The organism is Lachnoclostridium sp. An118, from assembly GCF_002160985.1.
GTDB classification, from domain to species: Bacteria; Bacillota; Clostridia; order Lachnospirales; family Lachnospiraceae; genus Claveliimonas; species Claveliimonas stercoravium.
Map to the genome: position 1 here is coordinate 34,701 of NZ_NFLQ01000004.1, position 22,646 is coordinate 57,346.

Annotated in this window: 34 protein-coding genes; 12 read left to right on the forward strand and 22 right to left on the reverse strand. The window is 46.8% G+C overall.

Going from position 1 to position 22,646, the window contains the following annotated elements; translation table 11 throughout:
* Positions 1–108: 108 nt before the first annotated feature.
* Both B5E62_RS04585 and B5E62_RS04590 read left to right on the forward strand, forming a co-directional pair.
* Positions 109–504, forward strand: coding sequence for a metal-dependent transcriptional regulator (locus B5E62_RS04585; RefSeq protein WP_087173461.1), 396 nt, complete (start codon positions 109–111; stop codon positions 502–504).
* A 64-nt stretch (positions 505–568) separates the two neighbouring features.
* Positions 569–898, forward strand: a complete 330-nt coding sequence (locus B5E62_RS04590; protein WP_162610252.1) for a winged helix-turn-helix domain-containing protein — start codon at positions 569–571, stop codon at positions 896–898.
* A gap of 81 nt (positions 899–979) precedes the next feature.
* Here the strand turns inward: B5E62_RS04590 and B5E62_RS04595 are convergent, their stop codons facing one another.
* Positions 980–1,825 carry a hypothetical protein gene (locus tag B5E62_RS04595; RefSeq protein WP_087173463.1) on the reverse strand — a complete coding sequence of 282 codons (846 nt, stop codon included), beginning with the start codon at positions 1,823–1,825 and terminating at the stop codon, positions 980–982.
* Between the two features lie 672 nt (positions 1,826–2,497).
* Between B5E62_RS04595 and B5E62_RS04600 the strand changes: the two genes are divergently transcribed.
* The 6 genes from B5E62_RS04600 (at position 2,498) to B5E62_RS04625 (ending at position 6,601) form a co-directional block, all read left to right on the forward strand.
* On the forward strand, positions 2,498–3,112 hold the full coding sequence (locus B5E62_RS04600) for a methyltransferase family protein (RefSeq protein WP_087173464.1): 615 nt from the start codon (positions 2,498–2,500) through the stop codon (positions 3,110–3,112).
* A 260-nt stretch (positions 3,113–3,372) separates the two neighbouring features.
* Positions 3,373–3,603 carry a DUF5348 domain-containing protein gene (locus tag B5E62_RS04605; protein ID WP_087173465.1) on the forward strand — a complete coding sequence of 77 codons (231 nt, stop codon included), beginning with the start codon at positions 3,373–3,375 and terminating at the stop codon, positions 3,601–3,603.
* Between the two features lie 19 nt (positions 3,604–3,622).
* Positions 3,623–3,928: a hypothetical protein gene (locus B5E62_RS04610; RefSeq protein ID WP_087173466.1), complete on the forward strand. Its 306-nt coding sequence runs from the start codon at positions 3,623–3,625 to the stop codon at positions 3,926–3,928.
* A gap of 307 nt (positions 3,929–4,235) precedes the next feature.
* A complete protein-coding gene (locus B5E62_RS04615) occupies positions 4,236–5,072 on the forward strand; it encodes a tyrosine-type recombinase/integrase (protein ID WP_087173467.1) in 837 nt (278 codons plus the stop codon).
* Between the two features lie 93 nt (positions 5,073–5,165).
* Entirely contained in the window at positions 5,166–5,759 is a 594-nt protein-coding gene (locus tag B5E62_RS04620) for a type IV toxin-antitoxin system AbiEi family antitoxin domain-containing protein (RefSeq protein WP_087173468.1), read from the forward strand.
* The gene (locus B5E62_RS04625; RefSeq protein WP_087173469.1) at positions 5,756–6,601 is read left to right on the forward strand and encodes a nucleotidyl transferase AbiEii/AbiGii toxin family protein; all 846 of its coding nucleotides are present in this window, start codon (positions 5,756–5,758) and stop codon (positions 6,599–6,601) included. The genes B5E62_RS04620 and B5E62_RS04625 overlap by 4 nt, the downstream gene beginning before the upstream one ends.
* 48 nt (positions 6,602–6,649) lie before the next feature.
* Here B5E62_RS04625 and B5E62_RS16740 read toward each other — a convergent pair whose 3' ends face one another.
* From B5E62_RS16740 to ligA, 12 genes are all read right to left on the reverse strand, one after another.
* On the reverse strand, positions 6,650–6,883 hold the full coding sequence (locus B5E62_RS16740) for a hypothetical protein (RefSeq protein ID WP_143468803.1): 234 nt from the start codon (positions 6,881–6,883) through the stop codon (positions 6,650–6,652).
* A gap of 33 nt (positions 6,884–6,916) precedes the next feature.
* Positions 6,917–7,552: a macro domain-containing protein gene (locus B5E62_RS04630; protein WP_162610253.1), complete on the reverse strand. Its 636-nt coding sequence runs from the start codon at positions 7,550–7,552 to the stop codon at positions 6,917–6,919.
* A gap of 20 nt (positions 7,553–7,572) precedes the next feature.
* Positions 7,573–8,298 (reverse strand): YodL domain-containing protein, encoded by a 726-nt coding sequence (locus B5E62_RS04635; RefSeq protein WP_087173471.1) that lies wholly within the window; start codon positions 8,296–8,298, stop codon positions 7,573–7,575.
* Positions 8,299–8,358: 60 nt separating this feature from the next.
* Positions 8,359–8,805 (reverse strand): LPD11 domain-containing protein, encoded by a 447-nt coding sequence (locus tag B5E62_RS04640; RefSeq protein WP_087173472.1) that lies wholly within the window; start codon positions 8,803–8,805, stop codon positions 8,359–8,361.
* Positions 8,806–8,820: 15 nt separating this feature from the next.
* A complete protein-coding gene (locus B5E62_RS04645; protein ID WP_087173473.1) occupies positions 8,821–9,300 on the reverse strand; it encodes an NADAR family protein in 480 nt (159 codons plus the stop codon).
* Between the two features lie 13 nt (positions 9,301–9,313).
* Positions 9,314–9,868: a hypothetical protein gene (locus B5E62_RS04650; RefSeq protein ID WP_087173474.1), complete on the reverse strand. Its 555-nt coding sequence runs from the start codon at positions 9,866–9,868 to the stop codon at positions 9,314–9,316.
* A 79-nt stretch (positions 9,869–9,947) separates the two neighbouring features.
* Positions 9,948–10,196 (reverse strand): hypothetical protein, encoded by a 249-nt coding sequence (locus B5E62_RS04655; RefSeq protein WP_087173475.1) that lies wholly within the window; start codon positions 10,194–10,196, stop codon positions 9,948–9,950.
* Between the two features lie 2 nt (positions 10,197–10,198).
* Positions 10,199–10,888, reverse strand: coding sequence for a DUF3990 domain-containing protein (locus B5E62_RS04660; RefSeq protein ID WP_206414296.1), 690 nt, complete (start codon positions 10,886–10,888; stop codon positions 10,199–10,201).
* Positions 10,889–11,007: 119 nt separating this feature from the next.
* Positions 11,008–11,244: a DUF4314 domain-containing protein gene (locus B5E62_RS04665; RefSeq protein ID WP_330397997.1), complete on the reverse strand. Its 237-nt coding sequence runs from the start codon at positions 11,242–11,244 to the stop codon at positions 11,008–11,010.
* Between the two features lie 41 nt (positions 11,245–11,285).
* Entirely contained in the window at positions 11,286–11,981 is a 696-nt protein-coding gene (locus tag B5E62_RS04670; RefSeq protein WP_087173478.1) for a DUF2786 domain-containing protein, read from the reverse strand.
* Positions 11,982–12,114: 133 nt separating this feature from the next.
* Positions 12,115–12,543 (reverse strand): hypothetical protein, encoded by a 429-nt coding sequence (locus tag B5E62_RS04675; RefSeq protein WP_087173479.1) that lies wholly within the window; start codon positions 12,541–12,543, stop codon positions 12,115–12,117.
* Positions 12,544–12,551: 8 nt separating this feature from the next.
* Positions 12,552–14,549, reverse strand: coding sequence for an NAD-dependent DNA ligase LigA (ligA, locus tag B5E62_RS04680; protein WP_164488599.1), 1,998 nt, complete (start codon positions 14,547–14,549; stop codon positions 12,552–12,554).
* A gap of 379 nt (positions 14,550–14,928) precedes the next feature.
* Here ligA and B5E62_RS04685 point away from each other — a divergent pair, with 379 nt between their 5' ends.
* The 4 genes from B5E62_RS04685 (at position 14,929) to B5E62_RS04700 (ending at position 17,794) form a co-directional block, all read left to right on the forward strand.
* The gene (locus B5E62_RS04685) at positions 14,929–16,242 is read left to right on the forward strand and encodes a DNA polymerase Y family protein (protein WP_206414297.1); all 1,314 of its coding nucleotides are present in this window, start codon (positions 14,929–14,931) and stop codon (positions 16,240–16,242) included.
* Between the two features lie 13 nt (positions 16,243–16,255).
* Positions 16,256–16,573 carry a hypothetical protein gene (locus B5E62_RS04690; protein WP_087173481.1) on the forward strand — a complete coding sequence of 106 codons (318 nt, stop codon included), beginning with the start codon at positions 16,256–16,258 and terminating at the stop codon, positions 16,571–16,573.
* A 25-nt stretch (positions 16,574–16,598) separates the two neighbouring features.
* A complete protein-coding gene (locus B5E62_RS04695) occupies positions 16,599–17,180 on the forward strand; it encodes an SOS response-associated peptidase (RefSeq protein ID WP_087173482.1) in 582 nt (193 codons plus the stop codon).
* Positions 17,181–17,266: 86 nt separating this feature from the next.
* On the forward strand, positions 17,267–17,794 hold the full coding sequence (locus tag B5E62_RS04700; protein ID WP_087173483.1) for a histidine phosphatase family protein: 528 nt from the start codon (positions 17,267–17,269) through the stop codon (positions 17,792–17,794).
* 127 nt (positions 17,795–17,921) lie between these two features.
* Here the strand turns inward: B5E62_RS04700 and B5E62_RS04705 are convergent, their stop codons facing one another.
* The 9 genes from B5E62_RS04705 to B5E62_RS04745 form a co-directional block, all read right to left on the reverse strand.
* Positions 17,922–18,455 (reverse strand): Fic family protein, encoded by a 534-nt coding sequence (locus B5E62_RS04705; RefSeq protein ID WP_330397998.1) that lies wholly within the window; start codon positions 18,453–18,455, stop codon positions 17,922–17,924.
* A 66-nt stretch (positions 18,456–18,521) separates the two neighbouring features.
* On the reverse strand, positions 18,522–18,749 hold the full coding sequence (locus tag B5E62_RS04710) for a hypothetical protein (protein WP_087173484.1): 228 nt from the start codon (positions 18,747–18,749) through the stop codon (positions 18,522–18,524).
* 18 nt (positions 18,750–18,767) lie between these two features.
* Positions 18,768–19,346: a hypothetical protein gene (locus B5E62_RS04715; RefSeq protein ID WP_087173485.1), complete on the reverse strand. Its 579-nt coding sequence runs from the start codon at positions 19,344–19,346 to the stop codon at positions 18,768–18,770.
* Positions 19,346–19,900: a hypothetical protein gene (locus B5E62_RS04720; protein WP_087173486.1), complete on the reverse strand. Its 555-nt coding sequence runs from the start codon at positions 19,898–19,900 to the stop codon at positions 19,346–19,348. Before B5E62_RS04720 ends, B5E62_RS04715 begins: the two co-directional genes overlap by 1 nt.
* Positions 19,897–20,466 carry a hypothetical protein gene (locus B5E62_RS04725; protein WP_087173487.1) on the reverse strand — a complete coding sequence of 190 codons (570 nt, stop codon included), beginning with the start codon at positions 20,464–20,466 and terminating at the stop codon, positions 19,897–19,899. Before B5E62_RS04725 ends, B5E62_RS04720 begins: the two co-directional genes overlap by 4 nt.
* On the reverse strand, positions 20,463–20,732 hold the full coding sequence (locus B5E62_RS04730) for a hypothetical protein (protein WP_242957710.1): 270 nt from the start codon (positions 20,730–20,732) through the stop codon (positions 20,463–20,465). The genes B5E62_RS04725 and B5E62_RS04730 overlap by 4 nt, the downstream gene beginning before the upstream one ends.
* A gap of 19 nt (positions 20,733–20,751) precedes the next feature.
* Positions 20,752–21,294 carry an RNA polymerase sigma factor gene (locus B5E62_RS04735; RefSeq protein WP_162610254.1) on the reverse strand — a complete coding sequence of 181 codons (543 nt, stop codon included), beginning with the start codon at positions 21,292–21,294 and terminating at the stop codon, positions 20,752–20,754.
* 17 nt (positions 21,295–21,311) lie between these two features.
* Positions 21,312–21,836, reverse strand: a complete 525-nt coding sequence (locus B5E62_RS04740) for an AbrB/MazE/SpoVT family DNA-binding domain-containing protein (RefSeq protein WP_162610255.1) — start codon at positions 21,834–21,836, stop codon at positions 21,312–21,314.
* Between the two features lie 88 nt (positions 21,837–21,924).
* The gene (locus B5E62_RS04745) at positions 21,925–22,617 is read right to left on the reverse strand and encodes a hypothetical protein (protein ID WP_087173490.1); all 693 of its coding nucleotides are present in this window, start codon (positions 22,615–22,617) and stop codon (positions 21,925–21,927) included.
* Between the last annotated feature and the right edge of the window lie 29 nt (positions 22,618–22,646).

Sequence of the window (22,646 nt, forward strand, 5' to 3'; positions counted from 1 at the left end):
TCAGACAAGCAAGGACACGAAAGGGGGCGCACTAAGATGTTTTCTTTGATTATTCGTGAAGCATGGGAAGAATTGCAACAAAAGCAGACAAAGGAGAACAAAGAGTTTATGAAGCCCGTAATAACTCCGTCCGGGGAGGACTACCTGGAAACCATCCTTGTTCTCCAAAAGAAACTCGGTATGGTACGCTCCGTAGATGTGGCCCGGCACATGGAGGTGTCAAAGCCCAGCGTGTGCCATGCAGTTTCCATTTTGGAGCAAGGCGGTTTTCTGATTAAAGACGAGGATCATTTCCTTCGCTTAACTGAAAAAGGCCGGGAGGCGGCTGAGGCAATCTATGAACGGCACTGCTATTTTAAAAACTGGCTGATGGAGGCAGGTGTGGAGGATGCTACTGCGGAACAGGAAGCCTGCAGGATCGAGCATGACATCAGTGAGCAGAGCTTCCAGAAACTGAAGAGATGGAAGGAGCTGGGACACTCTGAAGAGACAAATGGTGATTGAATTTCCAGAGGAGCGGCTGCCGGAGATTTGCTGTATCCAAAGAAAGCTCCAGGCTTTGGAGGGTGTGAAAATCTACATGGAGCCACAACAGATCCGATATCCGGGATTCTTTCTGGATATGCTCCAGCGTAAGGTTGTGGTGGAGGGAAAAGAGGTGATGCTGACAGCCAGAGAATTTGATGTCCTTGCAGTTATGGCCCGACATCCAGGGCGGGTTTATACTTATGAGCAGATATGCGGTATTCTCTATGGAGAAACAGATGTATGGAAAAAAACATATAACAATATCTATTGCTTGATTGGCAGTCTGCGGAAAAAATTGGCAAGGAGATCACAGGATCCGGGATATCTTTATACGGTACATGGTGTGGGGTATCGGTTTGAAATCAATTAGAAAATATTCGTATCAATCAACAGGGGACGCTGCGTTTAAACAGCGTCCCCAAATTCTTTCACAAAATAGTTAGCCTTGTTTTTAGTCTGAGAATGGGAGATCCGAGCGATAGTAGTCAACTTTGCGAAGAGGGATGACAGCCGCTCCGGCTTCTAACTTTTTAATTTGAACGTCATGGGATAATCCCAGGACAGCGCAGCCACACGAAACCTTTTCAATGACTGACTGGCCCGATGCCAGGTCAACGATTGCATGACCATTCATTGTCCCAACCCGTGTATTTCCATTCAAGCTCAGAATACGGGAGTTGTCCTGCAGGGTATGGATCTGGCTATCCCTGTATGCATAACGAATAAGTGAAATATCTTTCATCTCATGGACAACTGCATTTTCGCCCAGATTAGAGATCATAGCACGGTCATCTAGGCACTGGATCTGAGCGTTTCCCTGAACATCCTTAATGAAAGAGTTACCTGTGATGATCTCTGCCTGAGCATGATCCTCCATCGTATTGATGACAGAATCAAAACAGTAGATTTCTGCATCTCCGCATACGGTTTCCACGTCACAGTGATACAGGATATGCTTACCACTGCTGATCAACTTGATCGTCTCATTTGCCCGTAAGTATTTCTTCTGCCAATCTTCCAGCGCGGAGATTAATCTTTGCTGGATAGGCTTGTTCTTCTGTAACGGTCTGTCAAGCCAGGAATCGGCAGAGAACATAGAGAAGTTGATTTTCTCCTGCTTTGGGCTGATCCACCATTTCCAACAATATGGGTGCAAGCTGAAAATTATGGGATAGGTGCCATCCTTGATATATCCGGCATCAGCTTTGGATGCCAGAATATCCTGTACGCCTTTATCTCCCCTGACTGTTGCGTAACCTTCATTTTCAAATAATACAATACTAAATTTTAAATCCATTCTTTTCTCCTTTCTTTTGGCATGTTCTTCCGGAAAGGTCTCTCTGCTCCTCCTTCCCCGCTTTCAGGCACAAAAAAAGAGAATGACACAAAATGCTCATTCTCTGACAGCGTGCAGTTTTCTGCAAAATAATAAAAAGCCAGAAGGTACTGCCCTGTTGGCAGAATATCCCTCTGACTGCACTTACAAACCTAAACAGCATATCCTTTTCCGGATAAACACAATTACTGATTACAGATTTAGTATACTACTATATGTAGTGGAAAGCAACAAAAATCTCTACTATAAATTTAGTGTTTTTATACTTGACAAACTTGACCTGAAGCCAGACCGGGAACGGTCATAATTGCTTCCAGAGCCGCAGCCCGTGGACTGCCCCTCTGAAAGAGGGCGCAACTATACACCGGTCGAGCCGGTGCGTTGCGTCCTGCCGGAAGCCCCTTGCAGGGAGCAGATGATTTCCGCAGATTTTCAATCTGTTCCAATCAGCACAGGGGAAGCTACACTTCCCCTGTGCTGTCTGCCGCCAGCTTACCCCTTTGTGGACTTGCCGACCGGAAACATCTTGCGTTGCAAGCTGTTCCCGTCCAGCAAGTTTACGATTATGTCTTTTATTTATAAGGTACAAGGATTATAATGAAATAAAATCGCAGCGAAAGGAAGTATACTTAGATGGGTGACCCAAGTAAATTTTCAAGTATCACAGAATATTATATTGTGTTTTATGCCATTGCCATATTAGTTTTGTCTGAACTGGCAATATGGTTATTTTCATCAAAAGGTAGAGGAAAAGAAAAACGAAAATCCGCAGATAGCGGAACCGTATGGCTTATTATAATTGGCTGGTGTTGGGGAGTAATAGCAGGAGCTTTTTTCCGTAGCCAAAGTGTACCGGATTTTATACGTAGCTGGTTATTGCCGCATTTTTGCTATTATATCGGAGTGGTGTTTATTATATTAGGCGTTTTTATCCGTTGTACTGCTGTTCTTACTTTAAAAAAGGCATTCACTCTCCAAGTCCAGACAACAAGCGATCAGCACTTAGTTAAAACAGGCTTATATCATTTCGTACGCAATCCGGCTTATACTGGTAGTATGGTAAGTTTGTTAGGTGTTTCATTAGCTTATCGGTCTATTCCGGGGGCTATCTCAGTAATGATCGTTTGCCTGATTTGTTACAGTATTAGAATTAGTATTGAAGAAACGGCGCTTAAAAATCAATTTCACGATGAATTTGAACGCTATTGTAAAGAAACAAAATATAGACTCATTCCTGGAATTTATTAAATTGCACAGAAAACTGAATACCAGCCGCCCACCGGCGGCTCCACCGAGCAGGAAATCATAGAACGGTTTCCTGCTTTTTTTATTCTGAACTTTTCTACCTGCTGTTGCTATTTGTGAGCCTCCTACGTATGAAATAAGTAACAGAGCTGCAAAAAGTATTTTGATTATTCAGAATACAAAACATCAGTGTAACTTGTCCATTCTCAAGAAATCGAACTCTATTGTATTTATGAAAAGTAAAATTACAGGAGGAAGTTACTATGGTAAAGAAAAAAGGTGTTTTATGTTATGACCGGGAGTCTGGGAGGTATGATATCTATTTTGGAAATGGCAGCTATTACGGTGGCCTGCATTGCGGGGACTGTTTTGATGTGGAGATGGATGGAGACTGGGTGCCGGTCCGGATTGAAATGAATGATGACTGGTATCTTGTGGGAGTGCCAAAAGTCAGGCTGGATGGGTTGACAGTCCGGGCAGACTGGTACGAATAATCACGACAGGAGGATGGACATGAAGAAGGAATGGGTGAAACCGGAGATCCGGTTTACGACAGATCCGGATATTATCCTGGGGTGTTTGTATGAGGTATATGGACAGGAAAAGAAAGCTGTATTGGCTGGAAAGAATATCCGGCATACAATGATCTTCCCGTTTCTCCGGATGCTGGCAAATAATGCAGAAGGAGATATCCGGGATCTGGAAACTCTGCATCAGCGGCTCTGGAAGATTTATGAAAAAGAACCGGAAAAACAGGTGTTTGTACAGCAGAGCCAGAAAATCCTGGCGGCTGTCAGAAAAGGAGAAGATGGCGGATGATTTCTTTTGGAAAAGCAAAACAGGGAAAACGAATTTTCAAAAGGGTGATCAGCACCTGCACCCCAGCAACGATCCAGATTGGACAGCGGAAATAATCTGCTGTCCGTTTTGCGTTTCTATGTCATGCAACGTATAGATTATATATAGGAAGTGTGTCAGAAGTGTGCCAATTCCTGAACACAACATAATAGCAATTATGTTGTGTTAGAGGCATGATAGACAGAAGAACTCCTATTTGAACGCAGCATAATTGCACATATCCTACGGAAAAGTGAGCGCAACATAATCGCAGAAAGGAATGACAAGCATGACATTATTGGATGATTACAGGACCTATCTGAAGGAACAGGGGCTGGCTGAGAATACGATTCAAACTTATTGCCGGCATGTTGACGAATACTGTCAGTGGTACAAGGATACTTTCGGGCAGGAACTGGTACAGCTCTACCACACGAATATTCTGGATTTCCGGTCCTACCAGCAGAATATCAAAAAGCTGAAGTTTAAAAGCATTGATACGAAGCTGTCTTCCCTCTCCAACTTTAATGAATATCTGGTCCTGGCAGGGGTTCAGCAGGAATTGGTGATCACTGCAGGGGACCGGCTGAAATTCCAACAGGAGATTGCAAGCCCGGCAGAGATAGAAAAGAAAGATGTGGAGGCGTTTCTCCAGAAGGTGTTGGTAGAGACTGGGAAGAGAAACTATGCAATCGCCGTGATCCTTGCATATGCTGGCCTGCGTGTCAGCGAGTGCATTAGCATCGGCCTGACAGATCTTGATTTTCAGGCACGGGAACTTTTGGTAACAGGGAAGGGCAATAAGCAGCGGATCGTGTTTATCAATGACAAGATCCTCCATGCGGTCCGGGAATATCTGAAGGAAAGGAACTCCGACTCAACGTATCTGTTTGTCAGCAGGAACGGCGGGAAACTGGACCGCAGCAGTGTCAACCGGTTTTTTAACCAGTGTTCTGACCGGATCACGCCGCATAAGCTCCGGCATTATTTCTGTTCCCATGCCCTGGAGATGGGATATACGGTTGCGGAAGTCGCAAACCAGGCCGGACATGCCAGTGAGCGGACAACGCTGATCTATACCAATACGAGCCGCAAGCAGATGAAGGAGAAATCAAACCTGCTGTAAACACTTCTTTTTATTTATCTAATGTGCAGTGCTGTTTCACTTTACTTTTATACTAATATTGATTATGATATTAGTATGAAAGGATGTGGCAAGATGAAACTTTTTCAACAGCTAGATCAAATGGTGGAGAAACAGGACGGGATTCTGCGGACTGCCCAGGTTGTAGAGGCCGGGATTTCTAAACCGGTTTTTTATGAATATGTGAAGGACCGTAAAATGGAGCGGGCAGCACATGGGATTTATGTATCGAAAGATTCCTGGATAGACGCCATGTATCTGATTCATCTGCGTTTTGGCCAGGCTGTATTTTCCCATGAAACAGCATTGTTTTTCCATGACCTGACGGACCGGGAGCCGATGGCGTATACTGTCACGTTGAAAACAGGCTACAATCCGGCCAGTTTGAAGGCGGAGGGGGTTCAGGTTTACACGATTAAGCCGGAACTGCATGGGGTCGGATTGACAACGGCACAGACACCTTTTGGACATCCTGTGCCAATTTATGATATGGAGCGGACCATCTGCGATCTGCTCCGCAGTCGGAACCGTATTGAGATACAGACATATCAGGAAGCGTTGAAGGCTTATGCCCGGCGGAAAGACAAGAACCTTCGGAGGCTGATGCAATATGCGGGGGTCTTCCGGGTAGAAAAAATCTTACGGCAATATTTGGAGGTACTTTTATGATAAATACGGCAAAACAGTTAAAAGATCTGATCCGTAATCTGGCAAAGAAAAATTCCGCCGATGCGCAGATTCTGATGCGGAATTATATGATGGAGCGTTTTTTAGAGCGGATTGCCCTGTCGGAGTACAGGGATAAGTTTATTTTAAAAGGCGGTATGCTGGTGGCTGCAATCGTTGGGGTGGACGCCAGATCAACGATGGATTTAGACGCTACAATAAAGGGAACCGATGTAACTGTGGAAAACATAGAAAATCTGGTTGCGGCCGTATGCTCAGTCCCTATTGATGACGGTGTGAGATTCCAACTGAAAAGTATCTCAGAGATCATGGATGAGGCGGAGTATCCGGGAATACGGGTCAGCATGACTGCGCTCTTTGATGGAGTAGTAACACCTTTGAAGATAGATATTTCCACAGGAGACGCAATCACGCCAAGAGAGGTCCGGTACAGCTTCAAACTGATGCTGGAAGACCGCTCGATTGATATTTGGGCGTATAATTTGGAAACCGTACTGGCGGAAAAGCTGGAAACAATCCTTACCAGGGCTACCGCCAATACCCGCATGAGGGATTTTTATGACGTATTTATCCTGCTTCAGCTTCATGGGGATACCCTGGATTCCGTACTCTTTCGGGAAGCGCTGTTGGCGACTGCCGCTAAGCGGGGAACGGAATCCTCTCTTGCAGACGCAGAAGAAAGACTGGATGAGATTGAGGAAAGTCCGGTCATGCGGAAACTTTGGAACGCCTATCAAAAGAAATTTTCTTATGCAGCCAATCTGGAGTGGAATACGGTCATGGAGGCAGCGCATAAACTGATTCGGTTGGGAAATAAAGAGTAAATTGTAGAATTTAGGGAGCCGTCCGTGAGGGCGGCTCCGAGTCATTTGTTATTCCTTTTTCTTCTTTGGACACCAGGCCGGAGAGGTCTTTATCGGAACCTCATCAGACCAGGGTTTCCCGAAGCCTAAAAAACCAGGGTGTTTTACAATTCTGTGTTCATGAAAATAATCCAGTATATACATTTGATCCGGATGCTTACAGGTAAATTCTGCACGGCTGTTATTGCGAGGCCGGAGTGACCTGCAAAATTCACATTCACTGCATTTTATCTTTTCTTTCATATTCGATCACCTCATAGTTTTATCATAGTTCACTTAATACATAAGATCTTCCGCTACGCTGATCTGAAAGGTCTCTTCAAACCAGTGCCAGATTTTTTCCCGGTGTGTTCCAGACGGAAATCCATGCCAGGACTGTTCGATACATTCTGTCTCCGGGTCCATAGGAATCTCTCCAAATTCTTCCCAGAGCCGCCGGATGCTGCCCGGCAGGTACAGGATAGTAAGGGTAAAACAGGATTTAGAGAACAGGGGAACAAGAATCTCGCTGTAAACTACCTCCCAGTCACCGCCTGCAAGCCCGCAGCCCAGATAGCCGGGGATGGCGATCTGGGATACTCCTTCTTGCGCAGCCAGGAACATCATACTGGTCAGGCTCTGCCTTAATGCGCTATATTCTGTATCCAGCCCTTTTCCGGTGGGAACATTTTCGGCAAACAGATGAGCCACATAGCGCAGCGTATCCTTCTTCTGCGTCAAATAACAGGCACCAAGAAGGGCTTCCCTGTTCTTTTTACAGAGCTGCTGGTATTCCCGATACTGACCTGCAGTTAAGAGATTTTTCCGGATCTGTCTGGCGATACCGGCTCCCATGACGCCCTGGCAGTTGACCTGGTGGGCGATCATCGGCGTATCTTCCTGGAGCAGATTTCCTTTTCTTTCTTTGATCATAGATTTTCCTCCCATCTTTCTTAAAGATATTCATATGTTATATTTTGGTTCTGGCACCATTCTTCCAACAGTTTCAGATTTTCCGGGCTGTGTGCCGGGTATCGGGGAATCCGTACCGGAGATGCCGGGGGTTTGTACCATAGAGCTTTCGGAGGCAGTCCATGCGTATCCTCAAAAAATAGAACCGCAGGACGCTCCAGAAATTCCCGCTGCTTCCAACTGTCGTTATACAGATAACGGAGCCGGTATCCAAGCTGGCACTGGCTGTATTTGCAGCGCTGAAGCTGGACCTGGATACAGGGATGAATAGAAAGTCCGCTGTCATCCAGATATGCCAGATGACCTGATTTGGACCGGATGATCTGCTCATAAGGAATATAATTATGGTTCTGGACAGGCAGCATGGCATGTTCTTTCTGAAAGGATATCTGAGGAAAGCCAAAGGTATCACAGAAGTAGAAACGGCTGTCTCCCGGTGCATCCTGCACTTCCAGGATGTCAGAAACAGACAGGGAATGTCCGGTAAAACCGATCTTTTCCAGATATTTGGTATCTGCTTCGTCCGTGCGGTTAAAAATCCGGTAGATTTCTTCCAATGTAGCAGCTTCTGTCTCTCCACAGAATACAGATTCATAAATCCCGGCAGGCGGCGTTTGATAACCGGCTTTCTGAAAGCAGGAAAGCGGCAGAAACATCAGCCTTTCCTGATCCAGTTCCGGGATGATCTGGTAAATCGTAATTCTCATAAGTATCCTCCTTGAAAAAGAAGGACCTCCCCGTGGGAAGATCCTTCCTAATTATGATAGTTATTCGTTGCATATGGCTTTTTCATAGTTCAGGAGCTGCTTCCAGGTCAGCCATTCCGGCTTCCCGTCAATAGGAAGCTCCTTCCACAATTCTTTCATGCGGTTCATATGATGCTGCGGATCATTCCCGGATAAGATGGTAACGCTCCGGTTCCCGTAGCCGAGAAAATATTCGCAGTCACTCTGCAGGCGGCTTAGCATCATATACTGGAACTCATACGGGTTTCTTCGGAAGGGTTCTGACTCAAAGGTATACTCCTGACGGATGGGGGATACTGGTTCCCCATCCAGGTCATTCCTTGTAGTAGAATACAAGTCCGGAGTTTCGGATTTCCCCAGGTTAAGGTCTTTCCAGAACCGTCCGTGCTGATCTTGATAAGTTGGACAGCTAAAATCATCAATGCCGATGAATTTCATGATTAAGGTCATCGGTTTCTTTTCTTCCATTGTTCATTCACCCCTTCATGCAATTTCATTTTCCATTTCCAAGCTCCATCTCAGCTTCCCACGTATATCCATCAGGATAAGCCCTAACTGGTTCTCTCCGTGGCCGTTGACCATGCCCCAGAAGTAATCGCCCCAGGTATTGCCTTCCACAAGGAGACAGTCTCCTGTGGCAAGCAGGGCATCCCTGAGATTCGGGTTCTGCAGGAACTTGCACATGCAGATCTCATACATGATAGAGATCCTGACTTTATTCCAGTCCGGGCGCAGCGTGAGTTTCTTTCCCCGCTTTTTGGCTTCTGCCGGATTGTGCAGGCGGTAAATAGAGAATTGCTGCTGTTCTTTTGCACAGCAGGTCTTCTGCGCCTGGAAAGCGGCTTCACTGTTGGCATAGGTCTGCCCCATGTAGGTGACAGGAGCCGGATAAAAATTGCTGAGAAATGCGTATTCCCCGGTAAATGAAGAAATAGTACTTATATTTTTCTGAATTTGATGCATGGTATTTTTCTCCTTAATTATGACAGTCAAATAAGACAAGCGCCCAGTCATCAGGCGCATTTTCCACTTCTGTCAGGTCATCTTGATAGAGTCTTGCTGTACAATCAGCTACGTTGTAAAAATAAGAATTTAGTATATATGTACCGTTTAGTAGTGCAGCAATTTGATATAAGAAATAATCAGCCATAGAATCAATTTTTTCTGTCCGATCAGATTTCCTCTTGAGCTTTTCAATTTCCAGAATAATCTCCTCCAGATCGGTTCCAATCATTTCTTTTAAATAGAGAAGATTTTGTTGAATCTCTTGATGCTGTAGTTCTTTTGTTATAGTAAGCTCTTGAAGAAACTTTGCTACGTCATCTTTTGCAAACAGTACATTTACTGGATACAGGTTTTCCCATCTTCCTGCAGTCTCTGTTGTACGCTGATCAAAGACTGTGAGATAAAAATCATCCGTATTCATTTCTGCATAGAGCCGGATCTCATTAATTAATTCCTGGCGAGTGTAATTCTTTGGATCTGAAACTGCTTCTGGAATATAAACCAGTATTTTGTGTAATGCGTGCATTTGTTACTCCTTTCTGCATACAAAAAAGGAACCGCCTATCACATAGGTAGTTCCCTTCTTAAACATCGTGCATTAGTATTCAGTTTGTCTGTAATTCTTTTTGTTCCTGTTCTTCGTAGAACCGGTCTGCGATATAGCCCGCTGATTCCGCCCAAAGCGTATTCTCTGTATTCTGCAGAGCTTGATACGTCTGGGACTGGTAGAAAGCAAGTGCTGCATCTGGGAAAGAGAGATGACTCTTTTCTTTGATGATGTCGATCACGTCCCGGATCTGGATACACATATTCATAGTAATATCTTTTCCGTTAAAATAGTAGATGCCATTCATATCTACACAACCTCCCTTCGGGATTCCAGTGTCAGATGCTTCAGGGCGAGGGGCGTATGGAAAGATACCTGGTTGTTGACCTTATTGTAGCGAAGACGTTCCACCGCTTCCTCTGATTTTAAAATGCCTGACAGGTATAACTGTACAGTCTCCATGGTGTTGTCATCCGCAACCGGGCCTACCACCACATCGTAAGAGTGCTGGATGCCGCCTTTCGTGCGGTTTTCCTTGATAAACTCCAGCCATTCCTGATCCAGAGCGGTAAAGTGTTTGATCTTCAGGTCCTCTGTCTGCCGGAACAGGTAACGGTAAACGTATCTGCCGCCTTTGTGGGAGCGCAGATACAGCCGTCTGGCCCATTCCTCTGCCTGGCTTTCCAGGACGGTACAGTAAAATCCCCGACCAAAGTCACGACGGTTATGGGATTTTTCCAGGTCAATCGTATCAAATGCAAAATTGGAACCGTGGTAAATCACCAGTTCCGGAGCATTTTCAGCAATAATTTCTTCTACATAATTTAATGTCTCTTCTAAGTCGAGCTGGTGAAGATATTCATGCTGTATTAGGATTTTTTCAAATACCTGGTGCTTATAAAAAAGGCTGACAGCTTCTGCGGTAGGCAGGTTGTGCTGTTTGGCATATTGCTCAAGAGCCTGTACAGATAAGATTTCCACATCTGATTGTATACTCATACTCATCATTGCCTCCATTTGCCCTTATTATACCAGAAATGAATTTGTATTCCAACGGAATTATCTGTGGGATTGGCACATCATTTCTGAAACCGTCCTATAAGCTCCGACAGTAAAAATCAATCATTGCTGCCGGAAGGGATGACCTGGCAGGCGTCTTCCACGTATACTACACCAAGGCAACCGTAACCGTCCCAGGAAACATGGATAGTGCCGATGTCATCGACATGCCTGACTGTACCAAGGGTCCCTTCCGGGATTTTGGTGTAGGGATCATCCATATGGAGCAGTTTTACACGGGTTCCCGGTGGGAAGGTACTCCTGAGTTTAACAAGATTTTCCTGGCTTATTCCCATTGTATTCATCCTCCTTTTTGTTCATAATCTCTGTACTGGCATCAGCCAGAGAGAGAGGTTGGATTTTCGGCTTGTTCCAGTGAAGTCTCCGGATGGAAATTTATGCCGTCTTCATAGCCTTGCACAGAAAAGCGGCGGAAGTTTCCAGGATTCAAATTCGCATAGACCCCGCCATTGCGAAGGGAAGCTGCTGCTTTATCTACTTCCTGGGGAACAGTAAGGACAAGCCCCCATCCTTCTTCGTGCTGGCTGTTTTGTTTCTGGAAGGCATCATAAAGACTAGAGGCAAAACCTGCACCATAAGCATTGCAGAGTTCCCGTAGCTGTGTTCCGTTATATCTTTTTTTGTATTTTCTGCGAAGCTCCTGGCAGTGTGCCAGGATATAATCATAAGCGTACAGAAAGATGCGGGAACACACTTCATAATCATCTTCCAGACCGATAAATCCGATGGTTGCCGTTTTTGTACGCTTTATCCGGCTGTAATATGCCTTACAGCAATAATGCGGGGCAATCACGGCAGAAAGCTCTACCGCCCATTTGTTTGTCATTTTCGTACAACTGGCCCGGACCGTTTTTCGGATCACTTTCTGCTTCTTTGCATCCAATACCTCTTCCGGACGCAGTTTATGAGTAGCCATGAGTTCACGGGCTTTTAAAAGGGCTGCTTTCGCTTCATGTTCATTCGGGCTTTCCGATAATGCCAGTAGTTTTGCAATTCGATCTTTGATATTCATTGTTCATTCTCCTTTTTATAATGAGAAAGGAACCGCCAGGCAGTTCCTTTTTCAAAAGCATTTTTTCTTTTGTAATGTTACCGGGAGTAATCACCTGACAGGTGTCTCTCCTTCATACTTAAAGCAATGGCTTTTATCCCCATATTTCGCCCATAATCTCCACCAGGTAAGAATCCAAGGGAAGATCAGGGGGAAGGATTCCGGCAAGTTTCTCCTGAAATTCATCTAAAATATCTTCATAGGAAGCATAAGCAGAAGAATAAAGTTCCGGGAAATTCTTCAGTTCAAGGATATAGAAGGAATCGCCAGGATCCAGATCCAGTTCTTCGTGATCCTTGAGGCTCCACACGGACATATATTCAGCATTTCCGTAATGGAATCCTTCGTAAGTATCGACCAGATATTCCTGAAATAGAGAAATATCATCTTCAGCCGAGAAAGCCTGGAATAATTTCGGATTGTTCTTTTCCCATTTTTCTTTTGCATAGCTTTGTATCGCTGTGGCTGCTTCCTCTGTAATTAGGAAGCCATAAATATGAAATACGTTTGTAATTATACTCATAGCCTCTCCTACGCAATCATTGCTAAAAACTCTGCTTCCGACAGGATCGTGACGCCAAGAGCCTGGGCTTTGGCCAGCTTACTGCCGGCTTTTTCCCCGCAGATCAGGTAGTCGGTCTTTTTGGATACCGAGCTGCCCGGCTTTGCGCCAAGCGCCAGGATCTGGTCGTTGATCTCTGAGCGGGTAAAGTTTTCCAGCTTTCCGGTTGCTACGATTGTTTTTCCTGCAAATACATTGTCTTTTGTCATAGTGGTTTCTTCCTTTCTTTCTTCAAATGTAAATTCATTCTGTAACGTATCCCACAGCGCCAGGTTTTCTTCATCCGCAAACCAGTCATGGATGTTCCGGTTCAGGGTGGCGCCAAAATCCTCTAACTGCGTGAAATCATAGCCATCCACAGCAGCCGCTTTGAAGGCATCCAGATTGCCGGAGAATACATCATCCAGCACCCGGCTTTTCGTGCGGCCCACCATGGGAATATCCATGCTGACAAGATAACGGACAAAAGAGGTGTGCCGGCTGGCTTCTATGGAGTTCCAGAGCCGGTCAAAGGACTTCTCCCCGAATCCATCCAGATGGATGATCTCCTCCCGGTGTGTATCCAGATGGTAGATATCCTGGAAGGTCTGAAGATATCCCAGAGCCAGGAACTTCTCCAGCGTAGCTTCCTTTAACCCTTCAATATTCATCGCTTTTTTGCTGACGAAATGGACAAATTTTTTCAACTGCTGGCTTTCACAGGATAGATTGCTGCAGTGTACAGTTTCAATGATCCGTCCTTTTTCTGCAATCTTCCGATGAACTTCTGCAGGAGCGCCGCAGCACGGGCAGACAGACGGGGCCGCATCCTGGTAGTGTCCCCGGTCCAGGTTATCCTCTACATGAGGGATGATCATATTGCGCTTTGAGACCAGAATCCGGCACCCAGGAACCAGTTCCAGTTCCCGGATAAAGGTGAGATTATGGAGCGTTGCTCTGGATACAGAGCAGCCGTCAATCTCTACGGTGTCAAAGACTGCCACAGGCGCAAGTTCCCCGAAGCGGGAAGGCGTCCATTCGATACTCCGGAGGATGGTTTCGTAGGTTTCATCCTCGAATTTGTAGGCGAGTCCGTCCTTGTAATGATGTCCGGTCCTTCCGCAGCTTGCGGAATATGCCAGGTCATCGAAAATCAGTACCATTCCGTCAATGGGAAGATCCAGTTCTTCTGCTTTCTCTTTCAGATCCTGGATTCGCAGATCCAGGTATTCCGGGGAAATCTGCTCTGGATTCAGGGGAATGTAGGGGCAGGAGCCAAAGCCCAGTTTGGATAACTGGTACAGGCGTTCTTCCCGGCTGTTGCTGTTTTCTCCCTCATCCAGTCCTTCCAATACGTTGAACGGGAGGAAGGTAACGCAGCGGCCCTTGCAGTTTTCAGGATCCAGGCTTCGCACCGATCCGGCTGCCAGGTTCCGGGTATTCTTATAGGGCTCCCCGTTCCGGTCCCGCAGGGTTTCGTTCATCCGTTCAAAATCTTTCCGCCGGATGAAGGCTTCTCCGGTGACAACCAGCCGCTTTTTATAGGAAACTGTGAGCGGTACATTCTCAAAGGTGGGAATGTTGTGGGTGATCTCTTCACTGGTCTCACCGTCTCCTCTGGTGGCTGCCTCTGTGAGCCTGCCGTTTTCATAAGTGAGTTTTACAGTCAGCCCGTCCAGCTTCAGCATGAGCAAGGCTGCGTGGCTGCCGCAGAAACGGCACAGATCCGTTACCTGCTTTGTTTTGTCCAGAGATAAAAGCGGATGCGGGTGCGGCACTTTTTTCAGTTCACTGACCGGCGGGTAGCCTACCGTCTGGGTGGGGGAATTAGAGTAAATGATCCCTGTTTCCTCCTCCAGCTTTTTCAGTTGGTCATACATCTGGTCATACTCCGCATCGGAGATCTCCGGTGCGTTCAGGTTATAGTATGCGTGCCGGTGATGATTCAGTGTCTGGACCAGTTCTTTGATTTTGGTTCCTTCATTCATGGTTCTGTTTCTCCTTTCTGTTACCATGTCCATCCGGAGCATTGAAAAACAACCCTCCTTTCCCATGTTCAGGCATAAAAAAAGAGAATGACGCAAAATGCTCATTCTCTGACAGCGTGCAGTTTTCTGCAAAATAAAAAAAGCCAGAAGGTACTGCCCTGATGGCAGAGTATCCCTCTGACTGATTACAAACCTAAACAGCGTGTGATAAATCCTTTCCGGATAGACACAAAATATATGGTACAAAATGAGTATAACACTATATATAGAGCGTGTCAAATGCAAAGAAGTGATTTAGCACTATATATAGTATATGAATGTAAAACCGCTGGGGAGACGGGCAGCTTTTGACAGAAAAATCCTCTTGACGAAAGAACATATGTTCTCCATAATAGAAGAAAAAAAGGAGGCGAACACACGTTTGAGACATGGAAGAACGGTAATTTTCCATATTGATGTCAATTCTGCGTTTCTTTCCTGGGAAGCCGTCTACCGCCTCCACCACTTAGGCGGAAAGGAGGATCTGCGAAACATGGTTTCAGCGGTGGGCGGCGATATGGCGATGCGGCACGGGATCATCCTGGCAAAGTCTATCCCGGCAAAGAAGTATCAGATCAAAACCGGGGAGACCATTGTTGAGGCAAGGCAGAAGTGTCCGGGGCTTCTTCTGGTTCCTCCCAATTATGGGCTGTATGAGAAATGCTCGAAAGCATTTATGGATATCCTCCGCCAGTATTCTCCGGCTGTGGAGCAGTATTCCATTGATGAAGCCTTTGTGGATATGACTGGTACGGAAGGGCTCTGGGGGGATCCCCTGACAGCGGCTGTGAAAATGAAGGACCAGATCCGGGATACGCTGGGCTTTACGGTCAATATCGGGATCTCTGAGAACAAGCTGTTGGCGAAGATGGCATCAGATTTCCAGAAACCGGATCGGGTGCATACCCTTTGGCGGGAAGAACTCCGGGATAAGATGTGGCCGCTTCCGGTCAGCGACCTGTTCTTTGTAGGCAGGGCTACGGCAAAAAAGCTGTTTAGCCTGGGGATCTATACCATAGGGGAGCTGGCTCATGCGGACCCGCATCTGCTGAAGATCCATTTGAAAAAGCATGGGGAGGTCATCTGGGCGTTTGCCAATGGTATGGATGTATCTGTGGTACAGTCGGAAGCCCCGGCCAATAAAGGATATGGGAACTCCACTACTATTGCCTTTGACGTAACGGATGCGTCTACGGCGAAACTGGTACTGCTGGCGTTGGCTGAGACCGTGGGAACCAGGCTGCGGGCAGCAAAGGTGCGGGCGGAAGTGATCGCTGTGGGAATCAAATCCCACGACCTTTCCTATGCCAGCCATCAGATGACCCTGCAGAACGCTACGAACATAACCATTGAGATCCATCGCTGCGCTTGTCAGCTTTTTGACCAATTATGGGATGGGACAGCCATCCGGCATCTGGGGATCCACACCAGCCGGGTAAAGGATGGGTTCAACATGCGCCAGTTGGATATGTTTGATGATACAGACTATGAGAAGCTGGAGCGGATGGACGCTACCATAGACCGGATACGGGGAAGATACGGGATTGATTCGGTAAAGCGGGCAGCATTTATTGGAAGCCCCATCGACCATATGTCTGGCGGGATCAGCCGGGAAAAAAGGACTGTTGATTATAAAAAGATTGGGGTAAACTAAGAGGTGATGAAGGATGAGTATGGGGATCGGCATCAATACGCAGAATCCCGATGAAGGAGAATTAAAAAGAGATTTAGAGGAGATTGCCTGTGGTGTCTGGTTTACGAGTACCGGAGCTGTCATGCCGAAACTGGTCAAGTATCAGGATGAAGAAGGTCTGCTCCATACGATCAGCCAGATCCGTGTGCTGACACAGGACAAAAAATTCTACTGTGGCATTCCCATCCAGGAGTACCGGTGCAGTACAGTTGTGGAAAATCAGGAATACCGGTTCCGCCTCTACTATTATCTGGAGACAAGCTGCTGGAAGATCAGTTGGGAAGGCATGTAGTGCTGCAGGTGAAAGGAGAAAAACTATGTGTGGACGGTATTATGTGGATGATGAAACCGCCAGGGAGATTGAAAAACTGGTACGGGATCTGGACAGAAGGCTGAAGATGGAACGCACCGGAGATGTATTCCCTTCGCAAAATGCCATGATCCTGAAGGGAGAGGGAAATCATCTGGCTGCAGAACAGATGCGGTGGGGTTTTCCAGGGTTTGAGAAAGGAAAGCTGCTGATCAATGCAAGGGCAGAGAGCGCCCTGGAACGCAGAACCTTCCAGGATAGCGTACAGCACCGGCGCTGTATCATTCCCGCCAGGGGATTTTATGAGTGGAATAAGAGCAAGGAGAAGTTTATCTTTGAGCGGAAAGAAACACCGGTTCTGTTTATGGCAGGATGTTATAATTGGTATGAAGGTCAGGAGAGGTTCGTGATCCTGACCACAGACGCAAACTCTTCCGTGGCACCGGTCCATAACCGGATGCCGCTGATCCTGGAGCCGGAGGAGCTGAAAGACTGGGTGCTGGATGATCAGGCGACAGAATCTTTGCTGCATAAGACCCCGGTGCTGCTGGAACAGCGTGCGGAGTATGAACAGATGAGGTTGTTTTAATAAGTTGGCATGGTGTTATAGAGAATAATTTAGTATAATTGAAATATCAACAAATTGGAAGTTGTTGAGGAGGTAAGTTTGGAACTATGAAGTTATATGTTGCACGTCACGGTCAAACTGTATGGAATGCACAAAATAAAGTGTGTGGAATTACTGATGTAGAGTTGACAGAAAAGGGCATAGAACAAGCAAAAGAATTGGCTTTTATCCTGCCTGAAGATATTGACATTATTGTAACTTCTCCTTTAAGAAGAGCAGTAGAAACAAGTAAGATCCTTGCTGGGAAAAATAATATTCCTATATGCATAGAAGAATTACTTATTGAACAAAATTACGGGATATACGAAGGTGTTGACCGAAAAAATCCTCAATTTCTAAACAATAAGAGGAATTTTGCATATAGATATCCTGACGGTGAATCTATGATGCAGGTAGCATATAGAGTATATGGTATCATTGACAAGATTAAGAAAGAATATCAAGGGAAAAATGTCCTTTTAATTAGTCATGGAGGGGTATGTCGTATTATCAGGACATATTTTATAGATATGACAAATGAAGAATTTTTTAATTATACATTAGAAAATGGTAAATTAGAAGAATATGAGTTATAAAAATCCCATGTTGTCTGGAAACATAAGAGCTTGTGTTCAAACAAGGTATTATATAACTATTTCTTGAGCTTGCTTTTTAAGGCTGTAAACAAAAAGGAGCCGTCCGTGAGGGCGGCTCCAACTCAATTTACATATCTTCGCCAAGAAAATAGTCCACTTTTTTAGCGTATTCTTTCTGTTCTTCCGTAAACAGTTCTTCCAGAAGTGCGGTTTTTCCGGTTTCCAGGTATTCCTTCAGCCCTTCGATGTATCTGGTCCGGTACTTGTCCTCAATAACCACCGGCACCAGGTCAGCTTTTAAGCACTCCCGGAACAGGACCAGCCTGCCGGTTCTGCCGTTGCCGTCCTGGAAGGGGTGCAGCGCTTCATACCGGGCATGGAACTGGGCCATGACGGAAAGCGTTTTGTCTGGGATCTCGTGATACCAGGCGAGAAGCTCCCGCATTTTTTCCGGCACCTCTTTGGGAAGGGCGGTTTCGTACATGCCTACCATATTGGGACGCTTTTTATAATCCCTGATAGCATAACCGTTGGCGCGGTTTTCAAACACGCCGCTTTTCAGTTCAAAGTGGAACGCCTTAATGAGTTCCTCGCTCAAAGGTTCATCCAGGGTGTCGATCATCTTGTTGAACATCAGGAAGTGGCCGTTGGTTTTCTCCACGTCTTTGGCCCGGTAATAATCGCCACTGACAGGAGCCGGTCGGAGTGCTGCCTGTGCAACTGTGCATTACACTTCAAGCCGGGCAATCTGCCATTCCTTCCATTCGCCGTGGACAACAGCAGTTGCGGACCATCCCTCCAGAAAGCTGTATTCTCGGTCGGAATCCTCCTGCGTTACCCCGTCCAGGGCATTTTCATAAGCTGTTTTCATTGCTTCATATACTTTCTCATAGTCCGTATTGGCTATGGGGTCAATCAGACCGTCAGCATACCCGTGTAAAACATAAATTGTCATTTCGGCACATCCTTTCTTTTACTGGTAGGGGTTGATATAGGAGTGGATATAGACACCCTGTTCATCCAAAGTACCAGCCAGTGCCTCCAGAGTTTCTTCCGGGTAGCCAAGATCATGGAAGGTCTCCATCAGGGCATTTTCTGATGGAAAAGCAGTCCCATAATCAACCTTTTCCTCCAGAGGGATCCCGCAGGGGGTGTCAATCGAGGTCTCACCGGTTACACAGTATCGGTCCGGAAAGGTATTCCCGGTATCATCCGTATTATAGAAAATGCCGCAGCCTGGCTCCATGCTCCGCATGACAAAGGAAACGCCATATGTGTTCGCAATCGCTGTATACGCATCATGGAGCGGACGCCATGCGGTATCCAAAGAGAGAAGGATACGGGTATCATTTTTATCCATATCTATAATAGTGCCACGCAGACTGATTTCGTCTGTGGCGATCCCCGCATGGAGAAACAGGTGCCGGATACTCCCCAGGTCATCTTTATAACCGGGAGTAATAGCGGTTTCCAGGTCCTTCCAGAGAGATTCAATCCCTTCTGCATTGTCATCTGAGAAAAAGCATACATCATCGCAGCATATATTCGCCATTATTCCATCTCCCCGCTTTCTGTTTCATCCTCATATCCGGGCCAGCTAATATGGCACTCACATTTACACAGTTCCGGATCGTGATCTAAGGCTGCGTAAGCTGCCTCCCGCTCTTCGGAAGAATCATATTCTTTATCCAGTTTGATGACTTCTGCCTGAATAGAGGGAGTATTTGTATAAGAGGCGGTAACAATGCCGTCCTCGATGACCAGCACCACACGGGGCGTCGGTTCTGTATGGGGGAGTAGTTTACCGTTTGCAATCTGCTCCTCGATTGCATCGATCACACTTTCCAACATCACATTATAGGAAACATTGCTGTCCTCATGTTTCTCATACAGCTCATAGGCTGTGCATAGAATATCGGTTTCCTGTTCCAGTGTCTGATAGGGAAGGTTGCAGCGCCCGGTCCTTTCCTGGCGCCGCTCTTCGCAATGTTCGATAAAATCCTGAAAAAAGCAGTGCTTTTTGTATATTTCATGGGCCTCCCGTATTTGCGGAAAGGTTAGTGCGAAAGCGAGTTCTTCTGGTGTTTCATTTCTTTCTAATATCATATTGTTTGTTCTCCTTTCTGAAGGAGGGCTGCACCTGGCAGCGCAGCATCCTCCTGTCTGCTGTAAATCAATAATTTTCCCCAAAGGTCCAGCGGCTGGTCAATCCATACCCCGTCCTGATAGATCTGTCTGGTCAGGGTATTGTAGATGACCGGTGTTTTTTCAAGCTCCTCAAGGTCTGCCACCAGGCAGGTTTCCCGGTTAATATAAGGCCAGAGCGCCGCTTCGATCTCTTCCCGCAGTTTCATAGCCATCTGGTGGATCTTCGCCACATCGTAGTCCCTGGTCAGGCTTTTGCTGATTTCCTTTGGTATCCGGGAGTGCTCAATCACAGCCTGTACCACAGCCGTCTGCTCTTCCGCTGAATAATCCGGATTGATGAGGAGATGGTGGCAGGCGACCAGGAGGACAAATTCCTGGACGTTTTCCCGGATCTGCGCTTTCAGTTTCTCATAGGGAACACGGTACACGCTCTTTAATGTCTCCAAGGGCACCCGTTCCCGGTTGATCTTCAGGGTGGAGAGCAGCCTTTGCAGGCTGCTTCCCAGGGTATAAATATCACTCAAGCACACATCACCTCGATTTCAGCCGGACGGTGGGCGTAGGTTACATGATAGACTGTGTTTTCTGTCTCAAATACCACACCGTCCTGAGATACTTCCAGGATCTGTTTCACCAGAGAGGTGGAAATGGACCGCCCGCAGGTAAAGAGCCAGGCCCGCTCATGCACACGCAGGGGCAGGCTGAGGATAGCTGTCAGGTAGGTATCCTTTTTCCTTTCAGGGATTGCCGTGATCTTCTCATTTTTCATATCCGTATCACACTCCTTCATATATAGGTCTGCCAGTCATTCATAAGGAACCTTCCAGTCCATCCAGACTCCGCACTTTCCTGCGGAGGCGGCAGAAACGGCTGTTTACCCCGTGGGATGAGATCTTACATATCTCAGCAATTTCATGGTAGGTGTAGCCGTTTGCCTGCAGATGTACCACCTGGCGTTCCTTCGGCGTCAGATAAGCCAGAAGCGCCAGCAGGCGGCTCCGGTCATCCATTGCCTCTGCCAGACGTTCCTGCCGGCTGGGAAGGAACTCATCCAGAGAGGTGGTGTCATCCTCATATTCTTCCAGAAAGGCTTTCCGCATGGGGCGGCTCTGCTTTTCCCATTCCCGTGCAAGCGCATTTCTCATGGCGATCCGGGCAATGGTGGAGAACTGGTATTGTTTAAGCTCCGGCTTTTCCAGATAGTCCTGTACGGCCTCCAGATAGCCAAAGACTACAGTATCGTAGTATTCTTCAATGCTCAGATGCCGCCTGTTCAGGTACTGATAGATAAAATCGTGATGCTCTTCTGCGAAAATCCGCTGTTCTTCTGTTAATGGATGTAATGCTTTCATAGGTATTTGTCCTTTCTTTATCTTTCTTTGTATTTTCTGGTGATCATGTTTGCCACAAGCCGTGCGCACTCCTGTTCCGTAGCGGTCAGGGGTCTTCCTGTCTCCGGAATCAGCAGCAGCGCAGCTTCTTTGGAAGCTGGAGCAAGGCACACCGGGAACAGGGCAGAAACCGTCCGGCGGCTGTCCGGAACCGGTGTTGGCATATCGGCATGAAAAATCTGTTCTTCCTGTTTCAGCACAAGGGAGCGTAGCTCCGGTGTGATCATGGCGCCCTCCGGCAAAAAACATCCGGTGGAAGCCAGAATGTATTCTGCATTGCAGATGGCAGCCCCACAGCGGATCTTCCGATGCAGAGGCTCCAGAAACTCCGGGAGTTCTTTACACCCGGGGAACGGGGACCTGCATTTCCGGATGCGGATGGTGGCTCCCTCTGTTGCGATTTCCAGGGTGCTGCCGCTTTGGATGCCCGTTTCTTTCCGGATATCCGCAGGGATGATGATGCGGCCCTGGGTGTCCATGTTTCGGATCAATGCAATACTCATATCAATCGTCCTTTCTATTCCTGGTGACAGAACAGAAAAAGAAGCGGGGGTTCCGCTTCTTTTCCTGACTGTGTTCTTCCGCATCTGTTTATGCGGCGTATGGATATTGCTGAAATTGCTGCTGTACCTGCTGGCGCTGGGTCTGCTGGTTTACAAGCAGTTCTTTTCCACTTGTGATTAGTGGCTGTGCGATGCAGTGTTCCCACTCTGAAATATAGGAATCCACCCGTTTTAACAGCAGGTAGAGGTCTATATCCGCAAGCTGGATGAAGGCGTTTTTTTCCATCTGGAAGCTGCCGGACTGCATATAGGAGCCACCGTTCCTGTTTTTAACCTTGATCCCCCGCCCATTGACGATCTGGAGCCGCCACGGGTTCTTCATCTCCCTGCCGTCGGATGTCCGGCTGTGCCGGGAAATGGAAAACTGCTGTGCGGTGGAGTACCCGTACTGATCGGGTTCCCCAAAGATTTTGCTGATACTCCACTCAAATTCCTGGAAGCCTGCGGTAATGCGGGTCAGGAAAAACTGGATCTGCTCCGGGGCCAGGTGGAACCGGGTGATGATGTTGCGCTCCCCGGTGCCGTTGGAATAATCCTGGATAGAAACGCCGATCAGAGAATGAACCTTGTGGTTATTTTCTGAAAACTCCCCTTTGGCGTGGAGCTGGGCGTAGCTGGTATTGGGCGCTGCCCGCAGCCGGTCATGGAAGGAGATCAGTTTTTTGTCATTCTGGATCTTACAGATCTGGTCCGAAGCCTTGTTCTGATAAGACTGGTTCATGGTTTATCACCTCTTTTTTTCTTAAACTG

Coding starts and splice junctions, on each gene's coding strand:
- B5E62_RS04695 (WP_087173482.1), top strand. CDS start 16,599: ATGTGTGGACGGTATTATGTGGATGATGAAACCGCCAGGGAGATTGAA.
- B5E62_RS04595 (WP_087173463.1), bottom strand. CDS start 1,825: ATGGATTTAAAATTTAGTATTGTATTATTTGAAAATGAAGGTTACGCA.
- B5E62_RS04605 (WP_087173465.1), top strand. CDS start 3,373: ATGGTAAAGAAAAAAGGTGTTTTATGTTATGACCGGGAGTCTGGGAGG.
- B5E62_RS04720 (WP_087173486.1), bottom strand. CDS start 19,900: ATGATATTAGAAAGAAATGAAACACCAGAAGAACTCGCTTTCGCACTA.
- B5E62_RS04600 (WP_087173464.1), top strand. CDS start 2,498: ATGGGTGACCCAAGTAAATTTTCAAGTATCACAGAATATTATATTGTG.
- B5E62_RS04650 (WP_087173474.1), bottom strand. CDS start 9,868: ATGCACGCATTACACAAAATACTGGTTTATATTCCAGAAGCAGTTTCA.
- B5E62_RS04655 (WP_087173475.1), bottom strand. CDS start 10,196: ATGAATGGCATCTACTATTTTAACGGAAAAGATATTACTATGAATATG.
- B5E62_RS04640 (WP_087173472.1), bottom strand. CDS start 8,805: ATGGAAGAAAAGAAACCGATGACCTTAATCATGAAATTCATCGGCATT.
- B5E62_RS04660 (WP_206414296.1), bottom strand. CDS start 10,888: ATGAGTATACAATCAGATGTGGAAATCTTATCTGTACAGGCTCTTGAG.
- B5E62_RS04700 (WP_087173483.1), top strand. CDS start 17,267: ATGAAGTTATATGTTGCACGTCACGGTCAAACTGTATGGAATGCACAA.
- B5E62_RS16740 (WP_143468803.1), bottom strand. CDS start 6,883: ATGAAAGAAAAGATAAAATGCAGTGAATGTGAATTTTGCAGGTCACTC.
- B5E62_RS04735 (WP_162610254.1), bottom strand. CDS start 21,294: ATGAAAGCATTACATCCATTAACAGAAGAACAGCGGATTTTCGCAGAA.
- B5E62_RS04625 (WP_087173469.1), top strand. CDS start 5,756: ATGATAAATACGGCAAAACAGTTAAAAGATCTGATCCGTAATCTGGCA.
- B5E62_RS04670 (WP_087173478.1), bottom strand. CDS start 11,981: ATGAATATCAAAGATCGAATTGCAAAACTACTGGCATTATCGGAAAGC.
- B5E62_RS04745 (WP_087173490.1), bottom strand. CDS start 22,617: ATGAACCAGTCTTATCAGAACAAGGCTTCGGACCAGATCTGTAAGATC.
- B5E62_RS04645 (WP_087173473.1), bottom strand. CDS start 9,300: ATGCATCAAATTCAGAAAAATATAAGTACTATTTCTTCATTTACCGGG.
- ligA (WP_164488599.1), bottom strand. CDS start 14,549: ATGAATGAAGGAACCAAAATCAAAGAACTGGTCCAGACACTGAATCAT.
- B5E62_RS04740 (WP_162610255.1), bottom strand. CDS start 21,836: ATGAGTATTGCATTGATCCGAAACATGGACACCCAGGGCCGCATCATC.
- B5E62_RS04615 (WP_087173467.1), top strand. CDS start 4,236: ATGACATTATTGGATGATTACAGGACCTATCTGAAGGAACAGGGGCTG.
- B5E62_RS04665 (WP_330397997.1), bottom strand. CDS start 11,244: ATGGGAATAAGCCAGGAAAATCTTGTTAAACTCAGGAGTACCTTCCCA.
- B5E62_RS04710 (WP_087173484.1), bottom strand. CDS start 18,749: ATGACAATTTATGTTTTACACGGGTATGCTGACGGTCTGATTGACCCC.
- B5E62_RS04630 (WP_162610253.1), bottom strand. CDS start 7,552: ATGATCAAAGAAAGAAAAGGAAATCTGCTCCAGGAAGATACGCCGATG.
- B5E62_RS04675 (WP_087173479.1), bottom strand. CDS start 12,543: ATGAGTATAATTACAAACGTATTTCATATTTATGGCTTCCTAATTACA.
- B5E62_RS04730 (WP_242957710.1), bottom strand. CDS start 20,732: ATGAAGGAGTGTGATACGGATATGAAAAATGAGAAGATCACGGCAATC.
- B5E62_RS04690 (WP_087173481.1), top strand. CDS start 16,256: ATGAGTATGGGGATCGGCATCAATACGCAGAATCCCGATGAAGGAGAA.
- B5E62_RS04620 (WP_087173468.1), top strand. CDS start 5,166: ATGAAACTTTTTCAACAGCTAGATCAAATGGTGGAGAAACAGGACGGG.
- B5E62_RS04610 (WP_087173466.1), top strand. CDS start 3,623: ATGAAGAAGGAATGGGTGAAACCGGAGATCCGGTTTACGACAGATCCG.
- B5E62_RS04685 (WP_206414297.1), top strand. CDS start 14,929: ATGTTCTCCATAATAGAAGAAAAAAAGGAGGCGAACACACGTTTGAGA.
- B5E62_RS04715 (WP_087173485.1), bottom strand. CDS start 19,346: ATGGCGAATATATGCTGCGATGATGTATGCTTTTTCTCAGATGACAAT.
- B5E62_RS04635 (WP_087173471.1), bottom strand. CDS start 8,298: ATGAGAATTACGATTTACCAGATCATCCCGGAACTGGATCAGGAAAGG.
- B5E62_RS04585 (WP_087173461.1), top strand. CDS start 109: ATGAAGCCCGTAATAACTCCGTCCGGGGAGGACTACCTGGAAACCATC.